The organism is Cryomorphaceae bacterium 1068, from assembly GCA_027214385.1.
Taxonomy (GTDB): domain Bacteria; phylum Bacteroidota; class Bacteroidia; order Flavobacteriales_D; family Cryomorphaceae; genus JAKVAV01.
Genome location: JAPVXR010000003.1, coordinates 401,476 through 418,736, shown reverse-complemented (window position 1 = coordinate 418,736; position 17,261 = coordinate 401,476). Strand labels below are relative to the sequence as shown.

19 protein-coding genes and 1 other RNA gene are annotated in these 17,261 nt (G+C 45.4%); 5 read left to right on the top strand and 15 right to left on the bottom strand.

Features of this window, described 5'->3' with window-relative positions; translation table 11 throughout:
* Positions 1–18 precede the first annotated feature (18 nt).
* From O3Q51_06855 to O3Q51_06820, 8 genes are read right to left on the bottom strand one after another with little or no spacing between them, the layout of a single operon-like run.
* Positions 19–780 (bottom strand): tetratricopeptide repeat protein, encoded by a 762-nt coding sequence (locus tag O3Q51_06855; protein ID MCZ4408519.1) that lies wholly within the window; start codon positions 778–780, stop codon positions 19–21.
* Positions 777–2,552, bottom strand: coding sequence for a BatD family protein (locus O3Q51_06850; protein ID MCZ4408518.1), 1,776 nt, complete (start codon positions 2,550–2,552; stop codon positions 777–779). The genes O3Q51_06855 and O3Q51_06850 overlap by 4 nt, the downstream gene beginning before the upstream one ends.
* Complete coding sequence (locus O3Q51_06845) at positions 2,536–3,303, bottom strand: tetratricopeptide repeat protein (protein ID MCZ4408517.1); 768 nt, start codon at positions 3,301–3,303, stop codon at positions 2,536–2,538. Before O3Q51_06845 ends, O3Q51_06850 begins: the two co-directional genes overlap by 17 nt.
* Entirely contained in the window at positions 3,300–4,448 is a 1,149-nt protein-coding gene (locus tag O3Q51_06840; protein MCZ4408516.1) for a VWA domain-containing protein, read from the bottom strand. The genes O3Q51_06845 and O3Q51_06840 overlap by 4 nt, the downstream gene beginning before the upstream one ends.
* Positions 4,449–5,525 (bottom strand): VWA domain-containing protein, encoded by a 1,077-nt coding sequence (locus O3Q51_06835; protein ID MCZ4408515.1) that lies wholly within the window; start codon positions 5,523–5,525, stop codon positions 4,449–4,451.
* Positions 5,518–6,450, bottom strand: coding sequence for a hypothetical protein (locus O3Q51_06830; protein ID MCZ4408514.1), 933 nt, complete (start codon positions 6,448–6,450; stop codon positions 5,518–5,520). The genes O3Q51_06835 and O3Q51_06830 overlap by 8 nt, the downstream gene beginning before the upstream one ends.
* A 29-nt stretch (positions 6,451–6,479) precedes the next feature.
* Positions 6,480–7,352, bottom strand: coding sequence for a DUF58 domain-containing protein (locus O3Q51_06825; protein ID MCZ4408513.1), 873 nt, complete (start codon positions 7,350–7,352; stop codon positions 6,480–6,482).
* Entirely contained in the window at positions 7,353–8,390 is a 1,038-nt protein-coding gene (locus O3Q51_06820) for a MoxR family ATPase (GenBank protein MCZ4408512.1), read from the bottom strand.
* Between the two features lie 244 nt (positions 8,391–8,634).
* Here O3Q51_06820 and O3Q51_06815 point away from each other — a divergent pair, with 244 nt between their 5' ends.
* On the top strand, positions 8,635–9,027 hold the full coding sequence (locus O3Q51_06815; GenBank protein ID MCZ4408511.1) for a nucleoside triphosphate pyrophosphohydrolase family protein: 393 nt from the start codon (positions 8,635–8,637) through the stop codon (positions 9,025–9,027).
* A gap of 133 nt (positions 9,028–9,160) precedes the next feature.
* On the opposite strand, the gene ribH is transcribed toward O3Q51_06815, so the two are convergent.
* Complete coding sequence (gene ribH / locus O3Q51_06810) at positions 9,161–9,676, bottom strand: 6,7-dimethyl-8-ribityllumazine synthase (GenBank protein MCZ4408510.1); 516 nt, start codon at positions 9,674–9,676, stop codon at positions 9,161–9,163.
* Between the two features lie 2 nt (positions 9,677–9,678).
* Entirely contained in the window at positions 9,679–10,356 is a 678-nt protein-coding gene (locus O3Q51_06805) for a tetratricopeptide repeat protein (GenBank protein ID MCZ4408509.1), read from the bottom strand.
* Positions 10,357–10,448: 92 nt separating this feature from the next.
* Between O3Q51_06805 and O3Q51_06800 the strand changes: the two genes are divergently transcribed.
* Both O3Q51_06800 and O3Q51_06795 read left to right on the top strand, forming a co-directional pair.
* Positions 10,449–11,552, top strand: coding sequence for a DNA replication/repair protein RecF (locus tag O3Q51_06800; GenBank protein ID MCZ4408508.1), 1,104 nt, complete (start codon positions 10,449–10,451; stop codon positions 11,550–11,552).
* Complete coding sequence (locus O3Q51_06795; protein ID MCZ4408507.1) at positions 11,545–11,838, top strand: DUF721 domain-containing protein; 294 nt, start codon at positions 11,545–11,547, stop codon at positions 11,836–11,838. The genes O3Q51_06800 and O3Q51_06795 overlap by 8 nt, the downstream gene beginning before the upstream one ends.
* 41 nt (positions 11,839–11,879) lie before the next feature.
* Here O3Q51_06795 and O3Q51_06790 read toward each other — a convergent pair whose 3' ends face one another.
* The 4 genes from O3Q51_06790 to ffs all read right to left on the bottom strand — a co-directional run bounded on the left by O3Q51_06790 (position 11,880) and on the right by ffs (position 14,508).
* Complete coding sequence (locus tag O3Q51_06790; protein MCZ4408506.1) at positions 11,880–12,722, bottom strand: T9SS type A sorting domain-containing protein; 843 nt, start codon at positions 12,720–12,722, stop codon at positions 11,880–11,882.
* Positions 12,723–12,937: 215 nt separating this feature from the next.
* On the bottom strand, positions 12,938–13,360 hold the full coding sequence (locus tag O3Q51_06785) for a nucleoside-diphosphate kinase (protein ID MCZ4408505.1): 423 nt from the start codon (positions 13,358–13,360) through the stop codon (positions 12,938–12,940).
* A 219-nt stretch (positions 13,361–13,579) separates the two neighbouring features.
* Positions 13,580–14,398: an SDR family oxidoreductase gene (locus O3Q51_06780; protein ID MCZ4408504.1), complete on the bottom strand. Its 819-nt coding sequence runs from the start codon at positions 14,396–14,398 to the stop codon at positions 13,580–13,582.
* Between the two features lie 10 nt (positions 14,399–14,408).
* Positions 14,409–14,508: signal recognition particle sRNA small type (ffs, locus tag O3Q51_06775), an RNA gene on the bottom strand.
* A gap of 92 nt (positions 14,509–14,600) precedes the next feature.
* Here ffs and O3Q51_06770 point away from each other — a divergent pair.
* Both O3Q51_06770 and O3Q51_06765 read left to right on the top strand, forming a co-directional pair.
* Positions 14,601–15,134, top strand: coding sequence for a DUF4199 domain-containing protein (locus tag O3Q51_06770; protein MCZ4408503.1), 534 nt, complete (start codon positions 14,601–14,603; stop codon positions 15,132–15,134).
* Positions 15,135–15,137: 3 nt separating this feature from the next.
* Positions 15,138–16,100, top strand: coding sequence for a glycosyltransferase family 2 protein (locus tag O3Q51_06765; GenBank protein MCZ4408502.1), 963 nt, complete (start codon positions 15,138–15,140; stop codon positions 16,098–16,100).
* Here O3Q51_06765 and mnmA read toward each other — a convergent pair.
* Entirely contained in the window at positions 16,090–17,256 is a 1,167-nt protein-coding gene (gene mnmA, locus O3Q51_06760; protein ID MCZ4408501.1) for a tRNA 2-thiouridine(34) synthase MnmA, read from the bottom strand. The genes O3Q51_06765 and mnmA overlap by 11 nt on opposite strands.
* Positions 17,257–17,261 lie beyond the last annotated feature (5 nt).

The window sequence follows — 17,261 nt, the reverse complement described above, 5'->3', positions numbered from 1 at the left end:
CAACGATACATTTTGTTTCTACACCAGCCTCAACTCATCTTGATAAATCCATCCTTGAGCGCCGCTGCCAATCTCCACTTCATACCATTCGCCTTCTTGGCTCAAGATTTCAACTTTGGTGCCTGCGTGTAAAACAAATACATTGACACTACCGCCGCGTGGCTCGCTCTTCACGTCTACCTTATCGGTAAATACGATCGCCGATTTTTCTGCATAGCGATAGTTCTCAGCCGATACGGCCAAAGTGTAAGTCAGCACCAAGAAGATAAAGGTCAGTATACTGCCAAAGAACCCAAAGCGGCGAAGACCGGTGGAATGACTGAAGTAGTAGAGTAAAAAGAGCAGAACGGATACAAAGGCCAATGCAATGCAAATCTCTGCCCATCCATCAGGGCCCAGACTGTAGCGGAAAGTCTTCCACCAAATCTGCAGCTTGCTTTTTGGCAATACCTCGATCTTGTCGGCAATCATGTCATTGGCTATGCTCAGATTGTACTGCACATCCTCATTGGACGGATCAAACCGCAAAGCACGTTCATAATGAAGGATGCTCTCGGGTATTTCGCCTAATTTGAAATAGGCGTTACCGAGGTTGTAGTTGATGGCTAATCCTTCGGTACTAGGCTCTGCTTCCAGAAAGTGATTCAAAGCGGTTTCGTAATCACCTTTCATGTAGGCTTCGTTACCCAGCGTGAATTGATCGCGGGCATAATCCAAGCTTTGGCCTTTGCCTGTTGCCGCTAAAATCAAGACTGAAAAGAAAAGGATGAGCTTTTTCATTTTAATCTTCCCTCCAAGTTTTCAATGAGTTCTGCCGTACGCTTGTAAAATACTTCGTCGCTTGTTTCTGTTACCGGAGCAAAACGAGCCATTTCGCACGTGTCAATCACATAAGTCACATCATTTACAGTGGCCTCTTTGACCCCGTTGCGCTGAAGCTCAGAGAGGATCTTTTGACGCGATAAAGCCCCGATTGGGATGCCTAGCTTATCGCCAAGGTAACCGTAAAGCGCTTTGAAAATTTCTTGATAGAAAACAGGGGAGTCTCCGCTTTTAAGAGCGGCCTCAGCTGCTTTTAGTCGCTTATGTGCCATCCGGCTTGCACCTCGTTTCTTTCTACCTCTTACATCTTTGTCCAAGGCTTCTTTTCTTCTTCGGTAAATCAAGAAGATAAGCAGCAGCGCAAAAGGACCTGCCGTACCTGACCAGAAAAGAGGAGTGCCGAAAAACTGACTCCGTGTGGCAGAAAGCAAATTCTCGTCTGTAATGATGTAGCGTACATCCAATCCCGATAGCTCTACGATATTCTTTGCCCTTGGCACACCCGCTGTTGGTACATTACCGTCATCATCAGAAATCGTGAAATCGAAAGGACCTGCCGTTGCCGTTTGGAATTTACCCGTGTTCGTATTGAAGAAAGAGAATTCCAATTGGGGAATGCTATACTCGCCGGGATACCGCGGAATGATGAGATACTGAAAGCTTCGAGAACCTCTCACACCACCTGTCGAGACGGAAACACGGTCATCGGTTTCAGGGTCGTAAACTTCAAAATCCTCGGGGAATTTAAATTGAGGCTCGTCTATCAATCTCAGGTTTCCCGCTCCCGTTACTTTCACTTTGAGGTTGATGGGCTCATTGGCCTTCGCTTCTGACTTGTCTACCGTAGCCGTGAAGTCAAAAGTCCCTACGGCGCCATTAAATGATTTAGGTGCCCCATCGGGCAGTTCCTTTACCGTTATGGTAGGTGAGTTACTTCTTACGGTTATGTTTTCACCCGGATTAAAGAAAGAGCGATTCACATTGGCCGAAAGGGTCAAGGGTTCTATTTGGAGTCTTCCGGTCCTTTGAGGGAAAATAACTTGCTGCTTGAGAATGGCTTTTCGGTATTGGACTCCGTTGATGATCTCTAAATTGGGCTCCCAGGAAGTTTGTCGCTCGGGGAAATCCTCGGTCCAAAATCCGTTAAGAGTTGGAAAGTCCATTTCTCCCAGATCAATATTGTTGTAGCGGCTAAGCAGAACAAATGAAATCACGACTTGCTCACCTTTGTAAACCGTGCTTTTGGAGAGTTGGGTTTTTACCAAAAGGTTCTGATTGGTACTAGGCGTTTGGGTAGATTGTGTGCTTCCTCTTTGATTCTGTCCCGATGAAGATGAAGTGCTGGCGCCCTTCACCACCTGAATCTTAATGGGAGAGGAGGTGAGTACTTTTCCGTCTACATTGGCTTTGGCCACGCCTATTTCAAAAGTTCCCGTTTCCTTAGGCTTTAAAGTGTACGAAAAAGTGATGGAACTCGACTGCTGCCCGTTCACGATGCGGTAGCTTGACGAACGCGATGGTCCGAATACTACTCTGAAGTCGTTCAAGTCAGGTGATTCGATATTTCCCTTCCCATTGGTGAGGGTTATTTTCAACGTGAAGACATCGCTAACGGAGACGGGGTTTTTGTCAACGGTAGCTACTAACGAAGCCGTCTGCCCCCATGAAAATAGCGGGAGGAGAAACAATGAAAGTAATACGACCCAATTATATCTACCAGTCCTTTTCAATTTTTACCCTTTGCGCTTTTTGTTTTTTCTTCTTTTTCAAATCCTCTTGCAAGTCTTTTTCCTGTTTCATCAGAGCTTGGAGCAATTGCTCGGCCTCTTCTTTTGAGAGCTGCTGAGGCTGCTGTTGCTCTTGTTGTTCCTGCTGATCCTGTTTTTGTTGCTCCTGATTCTGCTCTTGTTCCTTTTTCTCTTGATCTTGCTGTTGGTCCTGCTTCTGATCTTGTTGCTGCTGTTGTTGCTGCTGCTCTTGCTGTTTCTTCAAATGTTGTGCGTAAGCCAGATTGTAGCGTGCATCATCGTCGCTCGGCACCTTTCTCAGCGCTTCTTTGTAAGCCTCAATGCTCGCTTCGAGTTCTCCGCTCATTAGGCGAGAGTTACCCAAATTGTACTGTGCTTTGTTAATCTCCTCATTGGTTTTCGCCATTTTGGCTACAGAGGCAAATTGTGAAGCAGCCTTGTCGCTGGCCGTTTTGGCACCTTCCATGAGTTTCTTCTTTTCTTCTTCCGACTGAGTATTTTGAGCTTGCTCCTGAAGACGTCTCGACATTTGCTGCAATGCGTTGCCCGTATTGAACAGCGCCTCCATGTATTCGGGATCATTTTCCAATGCCTCAGTGTAGTCCTGAATGGCTTCTTCGTAGCGTCCACTCGCGTAATCTTCGTTTCCCTCTTTGGTGTTGATCTTCTCCTTTTGGCTCCAAGCCGAAAAGGGAAGAAGAAGGCAAATCAATATGCTCAGTTTTATCCTCATCTGTCGAATAGTTTTAAGCGTTTGGCCACTCTTCCTTTTTGATTGCCCAAGAAAAATTCCAAAATCAGACAAGCCAAAGCTAAGGCCAGAAAGATCTGAAAGCGATCTTCGTATTCGGCGTAAGCTACTGTGCCCATATCGGTTTTCTCGATCTGATTAAGTTCGGCGAGCAGTGGCTCAAGGCCAACTTCGGCATTCGATGCACGGATATAAGCGCCATTTCCTGCTTTTGCGATTTCACGCAGCATTTGCTCGTTGAGCTTAGTAACTACGATATTTCCTTCTTGGTCTTTTTTGAATCCGGTTCTGGTCTTTCCATTGTACTGCGGAATAGGCGTACCGTCGGGAGAACCCATTCCAATGGTAAACACGCGAATCCCTTCCTTGGCTGCTTCTTGGGCGGCCACTACAGCATCAGCCTCGTGATTCTCTCCGTCGGTGATGACTACGATGGCTTTCTGTGCAGGGCTGTCATCGCTGAAGCTCTTCATCGATAGGTCAATGGCCGCGCCAATATCAGTTCCCTGAACGGGTACCACATCGGTATCAATGGTTGAGAGAAACAGCTTTCCTGCTGAATAATCGCTGGTGATAGGCAATTGCACAAAGGCTTGGCCTGCAAAGACGATGATACCAACGCGATCTCCCTGAAGCTTCTCGAGCATTTTAGAAATGGCTCTATTGGCGGCTACCAGTCGGTTGGGGCTAAGATCTTCGGCCATCATACTATTGCTCACGTCAAGTGCTACGATGATGTCTATTCCCTTCACCTTGGCTTCAGCCATCTTTGAGCCGAGTTGTGGATTGATTAAAGCCAGCACCAGAAAGCCTGCCGCCAATCGCCATAAGATGTACTTAATTCCTGTGTTGACGCTGGATAATTCTGTCACCAAAGAACTCAGCAAGCTGCTGTCACCAAAGCGGTCAAGTCTTCGGTTCTTGGACCAAATCGAGATCCAAAAGAAGAGAAACATCACGGGGCCCAGTAAAAATAGCCACCATAGTTCAGGTCGGCCGATGCGCAATCCGGGTACGGCGTCCATTACCACCAAATACACCACACCAAAGATCAGCCAGAACACAACTTCTAAAATAGAAGCGGCAATCAGGATTCCCGTGAGGTTGTATTTTGCTGTGTTTTTCAACTATGGTAGCATTTGTAAAATAGTTTTTCTAAAAAAGAATTCAGACAATAAGAGTAGGCTGCCAATGAGAGCGATAAAGTAGTACTCTTCAGCTTTGCGGCTATGCTCAGTAACGTTAATTTTTGTTTTCTCCAGTCGGTCAATTTGTGCGTAGATCTTTGCCAAAGCTTTTTCATCCGTGGCACGGAAGTAAGCGCCGTCGGTCATCTTGGCGATTTCTTTCAATGTGGGTTCGTCAATTTTGACTTCTACATAATCATATTTGTATCGCCCGTCTGGGTATACAGCAACAGGGGAGAGGGCTCGACCTTCCGAGCCGACACCTATGGTGTATACTCGGATTCCAAAGCTCTTCGCAATTTCTGCAGCGGTAAGCGGGGCGATTGAGCCCGCATTATTGTCTCCATCAGTAAGTAGTATGATGACCTTGCTCTTGGCATCGCTGTCGCGAAGACGGTTAACAGCTGTGGCCAAACCCATTCCAATAGCGGTACCACCTTGCACCATTCCCGTTTTGATATCCTTAAAAAGATTGACCAACACTCGGTGATCAGTGGTAAGTGGACTTTGCGTAAAACTCTCTCCTTCGTAAACGACCAATCCCATGCGGTCGTTTGGTCGTGCTTCGATAAAGTCGATGGCTACTTGTTTTGAACTCTCGAGTCGATTGGGCTTAAAATCCTGAGCCAGCATCGAAGCCGAAATGTCCATGGCCACTACGATATCAATTCCCTCGGTGCTGGTGTTTTGCCAGCTCAAACTGGATTGTGGTCTTGCTAAAGCAATAATTACCATGGCTAGCCCCAAGCTTCTTAACAGCAGTGGTGTATGAATTAATAATTCATTCGTGAAAGCTCCGTCTGTCGGGAACTGACTCAAGGACGAAAGTGTGACTTTGGGCGATTTCCCCGGAAGGGAGAATACGTGATAAAAGCCAAGTACGGGAATGATTAAAAGTAACCAGAACACAATAGGAAAGGCGTAAGTATACTCTCCGCGGAAGTAAAACCATAGCGCTCCTGCGCCGATTGTAGACAGCACGGCGAATACCAACCCTATTTGCTGACTTCTATTCATTGATCTCTTTGTCCATTAACATTCTGGCAGCAGTGGTAGTTACGAAGCTTAATGCTTGTGCTGCTGCTTCCTCATTCTCATTATTATCGGGGCGATCCTTGGCAAACTTTACCATATCAGCTCGGTTCAAGACTACTCGCAATTGCAGCGATTCCTGATCTGTAAGGCCCACGTACTTCAGCCTGGTCAAGATCTCATTGGAGGTGAGCTCATGAGCAGGGATTTCATAAATAATCTCCAAGTAGTCGCGAAGTACATCGGTAATCTCCGTATGGTACTGTTTGATTTTACCCTTTTGATAAATCTTTTCGCTTTGAATAGCGAGCAATGCTTCTTTCGCGAGCTCGTCTGCAGGCCTTGTGGGCTCAGACTTCTCGATCACGGGTCTTGCCAATCTCTTTTTGCGTTGAGCCCGAACCAATAGAATGACTGCCACCAAGAGGCCAGCCAATGCTAAAGCACCGGCAGGGTAATACCAGTAAGCCTGTGCGTAGTCCTGCCAACCAACTTCTACTTCGTAAATTTCAGCGGGTGGTTTAATACCTGCGGTGGTATCAATTTCTACTGTCTTCACTGTGAGCAGAAAAGCCTCGGTACTTTGCTTCTCGCCGTTGATGGTGATCTCGACAGGCGGAATGGCATAGAATCCTGTATCCCAAGAGGTGAGGTAGAGTTTCTTCTCCAGTCGCGTTTCAGTTACGTCATCCGCCGTAGCTAGTGTATCCACATCCGTTGCGCGAACAATCTCCACATTAGTGATCAGGGTATCTCCAAAAAGCGGAAATACCACTTGAGGCATTTGATCTTTCTGATAGCTCACGCTGAGGGTCATTACCGCCTGCTCTCCGATTAGGATTTCTTTTGGCGTAAGGGTGGCATCAGCCTTTTGAGCCTTAAGCCCGATGGCCATCAGAGTGGCCAGCATTAAAATCGATATGTGTTTGAATCGCAACACTATGATCGTTTGCTAAAAAGGTTTCTTAAGGGTTGAATGTATGATTCGTCAGTAGCAATGGCTGCGGTGTCTATTCCTGCTCTACGCAGCGCATTGTCGGCTTTTGATTCGCGGTTCAAAGCCGCTTGGTGGTATGCTTCACGAACTTTTCGGGAGGAGGTATTCACCCATCTCACTTCACCCGTTTCAGGATCAGTGAACTGAGCCATGCCGACATTGGGCATTTCGGCTTCTCGCTTGTCATGAATGCGAAGGGCGACCATGTCGTGCTTCTTATTTGCCAACTTTAATGCGTCTTCGTATTCCGTATCCATGAAGTCGGAGATGAGGAAAGCGATGCTTCGTTTTTTTACGACATTATTCAAATAGCGCAGCGCCTCACTGATATTGGTTCCACTCTCCTCAGGCTTGAACTCAATCAATTCCCGAATGATCCGAAGGATATGAGATTTCCCTTTTTTCGGCGTGATGAATTTCTCCACCTTATTGCTGAAAAAGATGACTCCGATCTTATCGTTATTGGTTATTGCCGAAAAGGCCAAAACCGCGCAGATCTCGGTAATGAGAGATTTCTTGATTTGAGAAGTGCTTCCAAAGCTATCACTGGCCGATACGTCTACCACTAAGATTACCGTGAGCTCCCGTTCTTCTTCAAAAATTTTGACGTAGGGATGACCGAAGCGAGCAGTTACGTTCCAATCGATGGTTCGTACTTCATCGCCCACAGCGTATTCACGCACTTCGCTAAAAGCCATTCCTCGTCCTTTAAACGCCGAGTGGTACTCTCCTGAGAATATCTGATTGGAGAGACCTTTGGTCTTCAGCTCGATGCGCCTAACTTTTTTAAGAAGCTCTGCGGTATCTGTGGCCATCTACGGTACTTCTACTGTGTTCAGTACTTGTTGAATAACTTCGTCTACACTCACGTTTTCGGCTTCAGCCTCATAGGTGAGTCCGATGCGGTGGCGCATCACGTCCGGCGCTACGGCGCGGACATCCTCAGGAATTACAAATCCACGTTGGTTCATGAAAGCAAACGCTTTAGCCGCCATTGCCATGCTGATGCTGGCGCGTGGTGAAGCTCCGAATCCGATCAGTTCTTTAAGGTTCTTCAAATTGTAGTCTTCCGGGTTTCGCGTAGCGTAAACCAAGTCTACAATGTATCTCTCGATTTTCTCGTCCATATAGACTTCCCTAACGATATTCCTTGCTCGAATGATTTGATCGGGGTTTACCACATTCTTGGTTTTCGGGAAAGGTGCTAGCGAAACGTTGTTTCGAATGATCATGCTTTCCTCTTCCTTTTTCGGGTAATCCAATACCACCTTAAGCATGAATCGGTCTACCTGCGCCTCAGGGAGAGGGTAGGTACCTTCTTGCTCAATCGGGTTTTGTGTGGCCAATACCAAGAATGGCTCGGGCAATTTAAACGTTTCGCCACCAATGGTGACCTGGCGCTCCTGCATGGCTTCAAGTAAGGCACTCTGTACTTTAGCAGGGGCTCGGTTGATTTCATCTGCCAAAACGAAGTTGGCGAAGACAGGCCCTTTCTTTACACTGAAGCCTTGATCTTTTGGGCTGTAAACCATAGTCCCAACTACATCGGCAGGAAGAAGGTCTGGTGTAAACTGAACGCGACTAAAGTCAACGTTTATACAACCCGCCAAGGCTTTGATGGCAAGTGTTTTTGCTAGTCCGGGCACTCCTTCCAGTAGAATGTGGCCATCAGCCAATAGTGCGATCAGTAGCTTGTCTACCATATCGTGCTGACCGATAATGACTTTTTCCATTTCGAGAGTAACTAACTTGACAAAGGCACTCTCTCTTTGGATCTTTTCGTTCAACGCTTTAATGTCAACTGTCCCTGTGGTAGCTCCTTGATTTAAAGGAGTCTCAGTAGTGTCGTTCATTTCTTCGGTGTTCATACCGCGAATTTAAGTTTCAGCAATGAAAATTTAGGTTTTCCGCCGCAAAGTTAAGAAGCGACTTTTGAACAACGCAAAAATGAGAGTAATGCCTTTCTTGGAGCAAGATACCGCAGTTAAAAGATGTTAAGCATTCTAGTATTGACGGGGCTTTGAGCAAAAATAGATAGTTATCCACATGGAGTAAAATGGAATGGGTGAATTTATATTTTCGTGAAAACGAGTTGATATGACCCTAAACGATGCCATAGAGAAGGTGCGTGAATTCCACGATGCCTTCGGAATTAAGAACGCCGAGAAGCCAACTGCTCAACTTTCTGAATTGGATATCATTCTGCGCTACAAGTTGATGCGTGAAGAAAATGAAGAATACCTTGAAGCGGCAGAGCAAGGGGATTTAGTTGAGATTGCTGATGCCTTGGGCGATATGCTCTACATTCTTTGCGGAACGATTCTTTCTCACGGTCTTGAAGGAAAGATAGCTGAAGTCTTTGAAGAGATTCAGCGAAGCAATATGAGCAAGCTCGACAAGGATGGAAAGCCTATATACCGAGAAGATGGAAAGGTGCTCAAAAGCGATTTGTACTTTAAGCCTGACTTGGAGTCAATATTAGGGAATTGAGAGAGGGTTGCTAATATTTTAGGAAAAGATTTTCTGTAGTCATTAGAGAACACGTCATGCACTGTATAAAATCAATACAAGTGCTATGTAAAAGTGCCAACCTTCTCACATACCAAATAAATAAATGGGAAATCTACTCGTTCTCGTCCGTAAAAGACTTAGACAACTGACTTTTCAAATACGCCATCTTCACTGCGGCAATAGCTGATTCCACTCCCTTGTTGCCGTGCTTACCACCGCTACGAGCTTTGGCTTGTGCTACAGTGTCATCAGTCAGAACACAGAAGATAACGGGAACACCTGTTTGTAGGCTAACGTCTTTGATACCTTGGGCCACTGCTTGGCAAACAAATTCAAAATGACGCGTTTCTCCTTGGATTACCGATCCGATGGCGATTACCGCATCGTATTGTGCGGATTCGATCAATAGCTTGGCAGCGATAGGCAATTCGAAACTACCGGGCACTTTTTTCACATCTACGTGGTAACGTCGCGCTCCGAGTTCAATAAGCGTTTCGCCTGCGCCTTGAGTCAAAGGGTCTGTAATCTCGGCATTCCATTCTGCCGAAACTATACCAAAACGAAAAGGAGCCGCTGAGGGCGTGCTCCTTTTATCTAATTCAGAAAGATTTTTACCAGCTGTGGCCATAACTATCCGCCGTATTTGGCGATGTATGAATCTATGGTACGCGCCTCAGAGCTGCTTGGGAAGTCTTCTTTGATTCGCTCAAATTTGGCCAAGGCATCTTTAAAATCTCCTTTTTCAATTTGAACCAAAGCTGCCTTTTTCAAGTAGATCGGTGTAGTGAGTAAGTTAGCAGAAGTCTCAATAGCATCTTCATAATAATTCAAGGCGTCACCGATGTTTCCCAATTCTACGTAGCAGTCTCCTATGGCCCCTTTGGCCACAGCCGACGTAAGGTCATCATCCAAGTCAGCATCCTTCAAGAATTCAATGGCTAGACCAAAATCTCCTTGATTCATATAAATAATGCCTGTGTAGTAAGACGCAAGTTCTCCGGCTTGTGTTCCGTCGTACTCATCAGCCAGGTATTCGAAACCGTAGTAAGACTCGTTTCCTACGAGTGCTTTATCCAATGAATCGATTTCATACCAATACTCAGCTTTCCAGAGCAGGTTCATTCCCTCCTCGTTTTTAGGCATGAGGTAGAGACGGGTAAATGCAAAATATCCCGCAAACAATGCCACTAAAAGGGCGGCAACGATGATGATCGTGTTGCGGTTTTCGTCGACGTATCGCTCTGTTTTAGAGTATACTTCTTGTACGTCTACTATCGTTTCTTCGCTTTGATTTTTCTTCTTCGCCATTACGGGCTTTTTTTATTGCAGGTGCAAAAATAGACTTTTTTAATTGCCAATGCATATGCCCCCCAAGGAATTGGTAATTTTGGGGGTTCAATATGACGTTAGACCAGCTAAGTGTACTGAATTTCAAGAACTACGGAGAAGCAACCATTTATCCCGATCCGCATGTCAATATCTTCACAGGATTGAACGGACAGGGAAAAACCAATCTTCTCGACGCGATTCATTACCTCTCTTTTTGCAAGAGCTATTTCAATCCCATTGACAGTCAGAATATCCGACATGGTGAAGACTTCTTTGTGGTAGAAGGTGTTTTCGCCCAACACGGCGATAAGGATAAGATTTACTGCGGTGTTAAGAAAGGGCAGAAGAAGACCTTCAAGAAAAACAAAACAGAGTACGAGCGATTGGCAGAGCATATTGGTCAGTTTCCTTCGGTGGTGATTTCGCCTTACGATAAGGACTTAATAAGCGAAGGGAGTGAGGTGCGCCGAAAGTTTATGGATAGCATTATATCCCAATACAATCGACCTTACCTCGATGACTTGATTTCGTACAACCAGGTTTTGCGTCAGCGCAATAGTCTGCTCAAGTATTTTTGGGAAAACCGAACTTTCGATGCCGATAATCTGGAGGTGTGGAGTATGCAATTAGCTGAACTGGCTAGTCGTATTTTCGCTGAAAGGAAAAAGTTTGTCGAGTCCTTTGAGCCAATATTCCAAGAACATTACGCCGCTATCAGCGGAAAAGCTGAGGAGGTGGATATTCGGTACCGATCGCATTTGAGCGAAGGTGATTTCACGGAAGTGCTAAAAGAAAGCCTTGATAAAGATCGACGTTCGCACTACACCAACGTGGGTGCACACAAAGACGATTTGAAATTTGGTATCGGTGGGGGACACCCTCTGAAAAAATTTGGATCTCAAGGTCAGCAGAAGACATTCTTGATTGCGCTGAAGCTGGCCCAATTCGACTTGGTAAAAGAGGTGACGAATAAAGTCCCGGTGCTCTTACTCGACGATATCTTCGATAAGATAGACGATGTGCGCGTACAACACTTGATGCAATTGGTAAGCGATCACAACTTCGGACAGATTTTCATAACGGATACTCACTCGGAGCGGATAGAGCGTATATTTGAAGAAATCACCGATAGCGTTAAAGTATTTCACATCGAAAAAGGGGAAGTCAATGCGTAGAGACAAAAACGAGGAAGAACTGGGTGACGTAATCAACCGACTGCTGAAGGCTTACGGACTGGAAGAAGGCTACTACACCGCCGCCGTCACGACCTATTGGGAAAAGCTGATGGGCCCTGCTGTGGCTCGCCATACTGGAAAAATCAAGATTGAAAAGGGGATATTAAAAGTGCAGGTGACCTCGGCTGCATTACGTCAGGAGTTGAGTTACGACAAGGAGAATATCGTACGGACCATCAACAAGGAGATTGGACATCGATTGATTACCGGGGTGGAGATTCATTGAGATGCTACGGGGTAGTGGGAATTGAGATTTGTAGAGAACAGCTAATTCCCTTGTAATACAAACCGCTTGGTTAAGGTTCCCTTTTCAAATTCCATTCTTAACAGGTATGTGCCTTCTGGCAATTCGGAGGTATCGACTTGATTGATCGAGATTCCTCCGATTATTGACATCACCGTTCTTCCTGTCAAATCAAGAATCTCTATAGCAATTGGAGAGTCTAAGTCTGATTTTGAGTCCCAATTCAAAAGGCCATTAGACGGATTCGGGTATAAGGCTATTTCTGACTCGTCCATGACATTCGAAGTAGAGAGAACCAATTGTGTTCCCCATTCTTCGCCAGTTTCAGATTTATAGAAATAAACTAAACTACTACTGATATCATCATAGACCAGACCGTAGTTTTCATAGTTGATATATTTCGGGGCGCCTAACCCTAGAACATACTCGGCTTTATTCAAGCTAGTTAGTTCACCATCTTCCGATATAGTAGAATCGTAAAGCAAATGAATTGTCTTTCCTAAATATCTTTCAGGATCAATATACGTGCTGTCAGCTCCAAGAATATAATCGTCTAGATTGGTAGAGTAGAATGTTTCGTTAATCTCGTTGAGGAGAACTTCTTCTGTAGATTCATTAAGCTTGAGTCCTTCCCTGTGATAAAAGACTGTATCACCGTCAGCTGAGAATGTCTTTGATACAATGGTGAATTTACGTGAGGTGAAGACATAATATTGTGACCCGTACCAATTAGTAGCAAGATATGAACCAGTGTAGTGAAATTCATCACCAACATCAAAATTGAACGCTTCTCCATAGGTAATGCTGGTTTGGGCAAAAGAAAAATTGATAAAAGCACAGAAGAACAAGAATAGTATCAGTTTCATAGCCATAAGCTTTAGTATTCTCAAATATAATCAACAAATCTTCGAATATGCTTTCGCTGTTTTTAACTATTTGATATTCTTGAAAGCACAGTCTGTCCTAAAGCAAAAAAAGCCACCCGATCTCTCAAGTGGCTTTTATTAGCTCCTAGTCGATAGAAGCTGGTATCTAGAATGCTACAAATAATAGCTAGCGACTAAAGACTAGCTGCTATTTACTAACCCACCATCTCTCTTCCGGAGAAGTGGAAGTTGCTTTCTATTTCTGCGTTTTCGTCGCTGTCAGAACCGTGAACGGCATTCTTTGCTTTAGATTCTGCGTATTTCTTACGGATCGTTCCTTCTTCAGCTTCAGTAGGGTCAGTAGCTCCGATCAATTTGCGGAAGTCGGCTACGGCATTGTCTTTTTCCAAGATAGCAGCGATGATAGGACCACTTGTCATATACTCTACCAATTCGCCGTAAAACGGACGCTCGCTGTGAACCGCGTAGAATTCTTTCGCCTCGCTTTCGTTGAGGTGAGTCAATTTCATTGCTTTGATTTCGAATCCTGCTTCGATGATCATGTCGATGATTTTACCTGTGTTTTTCGCTTCAACCGCATCGGGCTTAAGCATTGTAAATGTTCTATTCGTTGCCATTTTTCGAGGTCTTTATTGTGATTTCTTTGAAAATTCGGCGCGAAGGTAGGGATTTGAAGGATTGTATGAAGTATTAAGTACAAAGTATTAAGCCTTGTACATCTTCTTAATACTGCCGTCTTAATAATTTAGCGGTATTAATTACAAAGTATTAAGAACTCGTAAATCCTCTTAGTACTTAATACTACCGTCTTAATACTTGATACTTCTGTCTTAATACTACTTCACCGGATACCTCCACTGGAGCATCTTTTGAAAAACTTCGGTGGGGAGAACACGATTCAATGAGATGGAAAGCCTTTGTACGAAAGTGGCAGCGGGATAACGCATCTTGGGCGAATCGGACTTGATGATCTTCTCTACGATTTTGGCTACGATGATCGGATCTTTAGCGGTAGCAACCTCTTCGCTGATTTGTTTGTAGAGTTTGGAGAAAATCTTGTGATATGGAGAATCTTCAGAGTGGCTCTTGGCGGCAGTAATTCGGGTATTGTTAATATTGGTTTTGATGTCGCCCGGCTGAATAGTGCTCACGTAAATATTCCAAGGGCTCAATTCCATTCGCAGGGTTTCTGAGAATCGATCCAAGGCGCTTTTGGCCGCTGAGTATATTCCCCGAAAGGGTAGGCCAAATTCACCACCAATACTGGATATGTTGATAATTTTCCCCGAACTATTTTTTCTCATTGTTGGGATTACTGCTCTCGAAACATCGAGGGCACCGAACACGATCAATCTGAAAATGTAGTCTATTTCTTCGGTCGTAGCATCTTCTACGGCACCTGCCATACCTGTACCGGCGTTATTGACCAAGACATCAATAGTGTCTTCTTTTTCTAGAATAAAATCTATGGCTGTTTGGATTGAGGTGCGGTCGGTGATTTCCATCTGAACCATGTCGAAACCGTGGGGACGATCACCGTTAGTTACCTTTCTACTGGTTCCGTATACCGTGAATCCTTGGTGGGAGAGATGTTTGCAGATGGAGAGCCCTATTCCCGATGAGCCTCCCGTGACGAGTACTACTTTTCGATTCATGGCAAAAAAAAGTGGGCAAGCTACTCATGTCGCACCGCTACGACCACGTACCCTTGCTCCCTTCCGGGCCTGGGGGAGTTCCGCAGGAGCTGGTCGCATGAGACTTGCCCGCCGCAAATGTATAAAACAAAATTGCTTCACCATAAAAAACTTAATTTTCCTGTGCGTTTCTATATTTGTCGAGAACTAAACTAAACAGATCATGAATAAAAATGCGCTTAACCTAGGGATTACAATGGGAGTACTTGGCATACTCCTCTTCTTGTTAATGGTAGTTTTAGAGCCTGGAATGGTTGTTCTTTCAATCATCGGCATCGTAGGATTTCTGATTGCCATAATTCTTCCTGTTATTTTTATTCGAAAAGAGAGAGAAGGCAACGGTGGATTTATCACTTTTGGAGAGGCATTCAAGCTGAGCTTCGTTGGGTTGTTAATTGGTGGTGCAATTGGAGTGATTTTTCAGTTGCTTTACATTCAGGTTATCGACACTGAATTTCCTGAGAGAATGACTGCTCAAACGCTTGAAATGACCAATAACTTTATGGGAGGGATGGATGATGAAATGCGTGAACAGGTTTTGCGTGATGCAGAAGCTGATTCACTTGAGAGATACACAGTTTTGGGTCAAATCAAGAGTTTTGGTATCGCTTTGATTTTTTACGCGGTGATTAGTCTCATATTGTCAGCCATTCTAAAGCGCAACCCCGAAGGAGGCGCAGAAACACTTGACGGATAGGTATTGAAGAAAATTTCCATTTGTATTCCGCTTCTAAATGAAGCCGAGTCCCTGCCTGAGTTGGTGAGTTGGATAGATCGGGTTTTTAAAGAAAATTCGCTCGAAGGGGAAATTATTTTGCTTGATGATGGCAGTACCGACGAGAGTTGGGAGGTCATCCTGAAACTTTCGGAACAATTTCCTGAAGTTAGAGGCATTCGCTTTGCGCGGAACTACGGTAAAGCCGCAGGCCTCCAGACAGCTTTTCAAGCCGCCACCGGAGATGTGGTCATCACCATGGATGCTGACCTTCAGGATTCTCCTGATGAGATTCCAGAGTTGGTGCGCATGATTCGGGAAGATGATTACGATCTGGTATCGGGATGGAAAAAGAAACGCTACGATCCCATTACCAAGACCGTTCCTACGAAGCTTTACAATTGGGCTACCCGCAAGATGTCGGGTATTTACCTTCATGATTTCAATTGTGGACTGAAAGCCTATAAAAAGAAGGTGGTCAAAAACGTGGAGCTCTACGGCGATATGCACCGCTACATTCCCGTATTGGCGAAAAGAGCAGGCTACACCAAAATAGGAGAGAAGGTGGTCGAACACCGCGCTCGTCAATACGGAACGACCAAATTCGGGATCTCCCGTTTTATCAATGGCCCGCTCGATTTGCTCACCGTCAGTTTTGTTTCCCGCTACGGAAAAAGGCCCATGCACCTTTTCGGAACTTATGGCGCATTGATGTTCTTGATTGGATTTGGCGTATTCGCTTATCTGGGCGCCTACAAGCTTTGGGCTTTGTCGCAGGGTATTCTCGCCAGAAACATTGCCGACATGTCACTATTCTACGTCGCCTTAACGGCAATGATCATTGGGACTCAGCTTTTCATAGGAGGCTTTTTGGCGGAATTGACCAGAAGTATTTCACCTGATCGAAATCGGTATGTGGTAGAAGAGAAGGTAGGTTTTACGCAATAACTCCCGAGCCAATCAGCTCCTCACCCTCATACCACGCCACAAACTGTCCCGGAGCTACACCTCGTTGGGCGTCTTTGAAAATAACCCGCATCTCGTCAGCAGTCTGAATTAGGGTGGCTTCTTCCAACGCTTGTCGGTAGCGGATTCTAGCCAAATACATTCGCTCTTCTCCCTTTGTCATTTTGAGATCTTCCCGTATCCAGTGAACCTCGTCATTCTTAATAGAAAGTCCCTTTCGGTAAAGTCCTGGATGGTCATCTCCTTGGCCTGTATAGATGCGATTGCTTTCCACATCGGTGCCAATTACAAATAGTGGTTTCGGTGTGCCGCCCACCTTCAAGCCTCTGCGCTGACCTACTGTGAAGTAGTGCGCTCCGCTGTGCTCACCGACTACCTTACCCATTTCCGGCTTAAATTCATGGGGAGCAATCATTGCCTCAACGGTAGCCGAACCATTGGTTTGGTGCACAGCTTCCGAAGGAATCTCGACAATCTCTCCGGTTTTCGGCTCTAACTGTTGCTGAAGGAAGTCAGGGAGTTTTACTTTCCCGATAAAGCATAGCCCCTGAGAATCTTTCTTTTCGGCGGTAGCCAACCCTTGCTCAGCCGCGATCTTGCGCACCTCCGATTTCTCCATTTCGCCAATAGGGAAGAGGGCTTTCGCCAATTGATCTTGCGATACCTGGCAGAGAAAATAGCTTTGGTCTTTGTTGTCATCTTTCCCCGCAAGAAGTCGGTACACAGGCTTTCCGTCCACTTCTGTTTCGGCCTTTCGGCAATAGTGACCCGTTGCGACATAGTCTGCTCCAAGACTCAAAGCCGTTTTTAGAAACACGTCAAATTTTATTTCTCTGTTGCAGAGCACATCAGGATTTGGTGTGCGTCCTGCCTGATACTCGGCAAACATGTAGTCGACGATCCGCTCTTTGTATTGCTCGCTTAGGTCAATTACCTGAAAGGGAATACCCAGCGATTGTGCCACCAGCATGGCGTCGTTGCTGTCCTCAATCCACGGGCACTCATTGGCTATGATAACTGATTCGTCGTGCCAATTCTTCATGAAAAGCCCCACCACATCGTAGCCCTGCTCTTTAAGCAAGTATGCCGTAACACTGGAATCAACACCGCCCGAAAGGCCTACAACTACTCTTTTCATAGTGA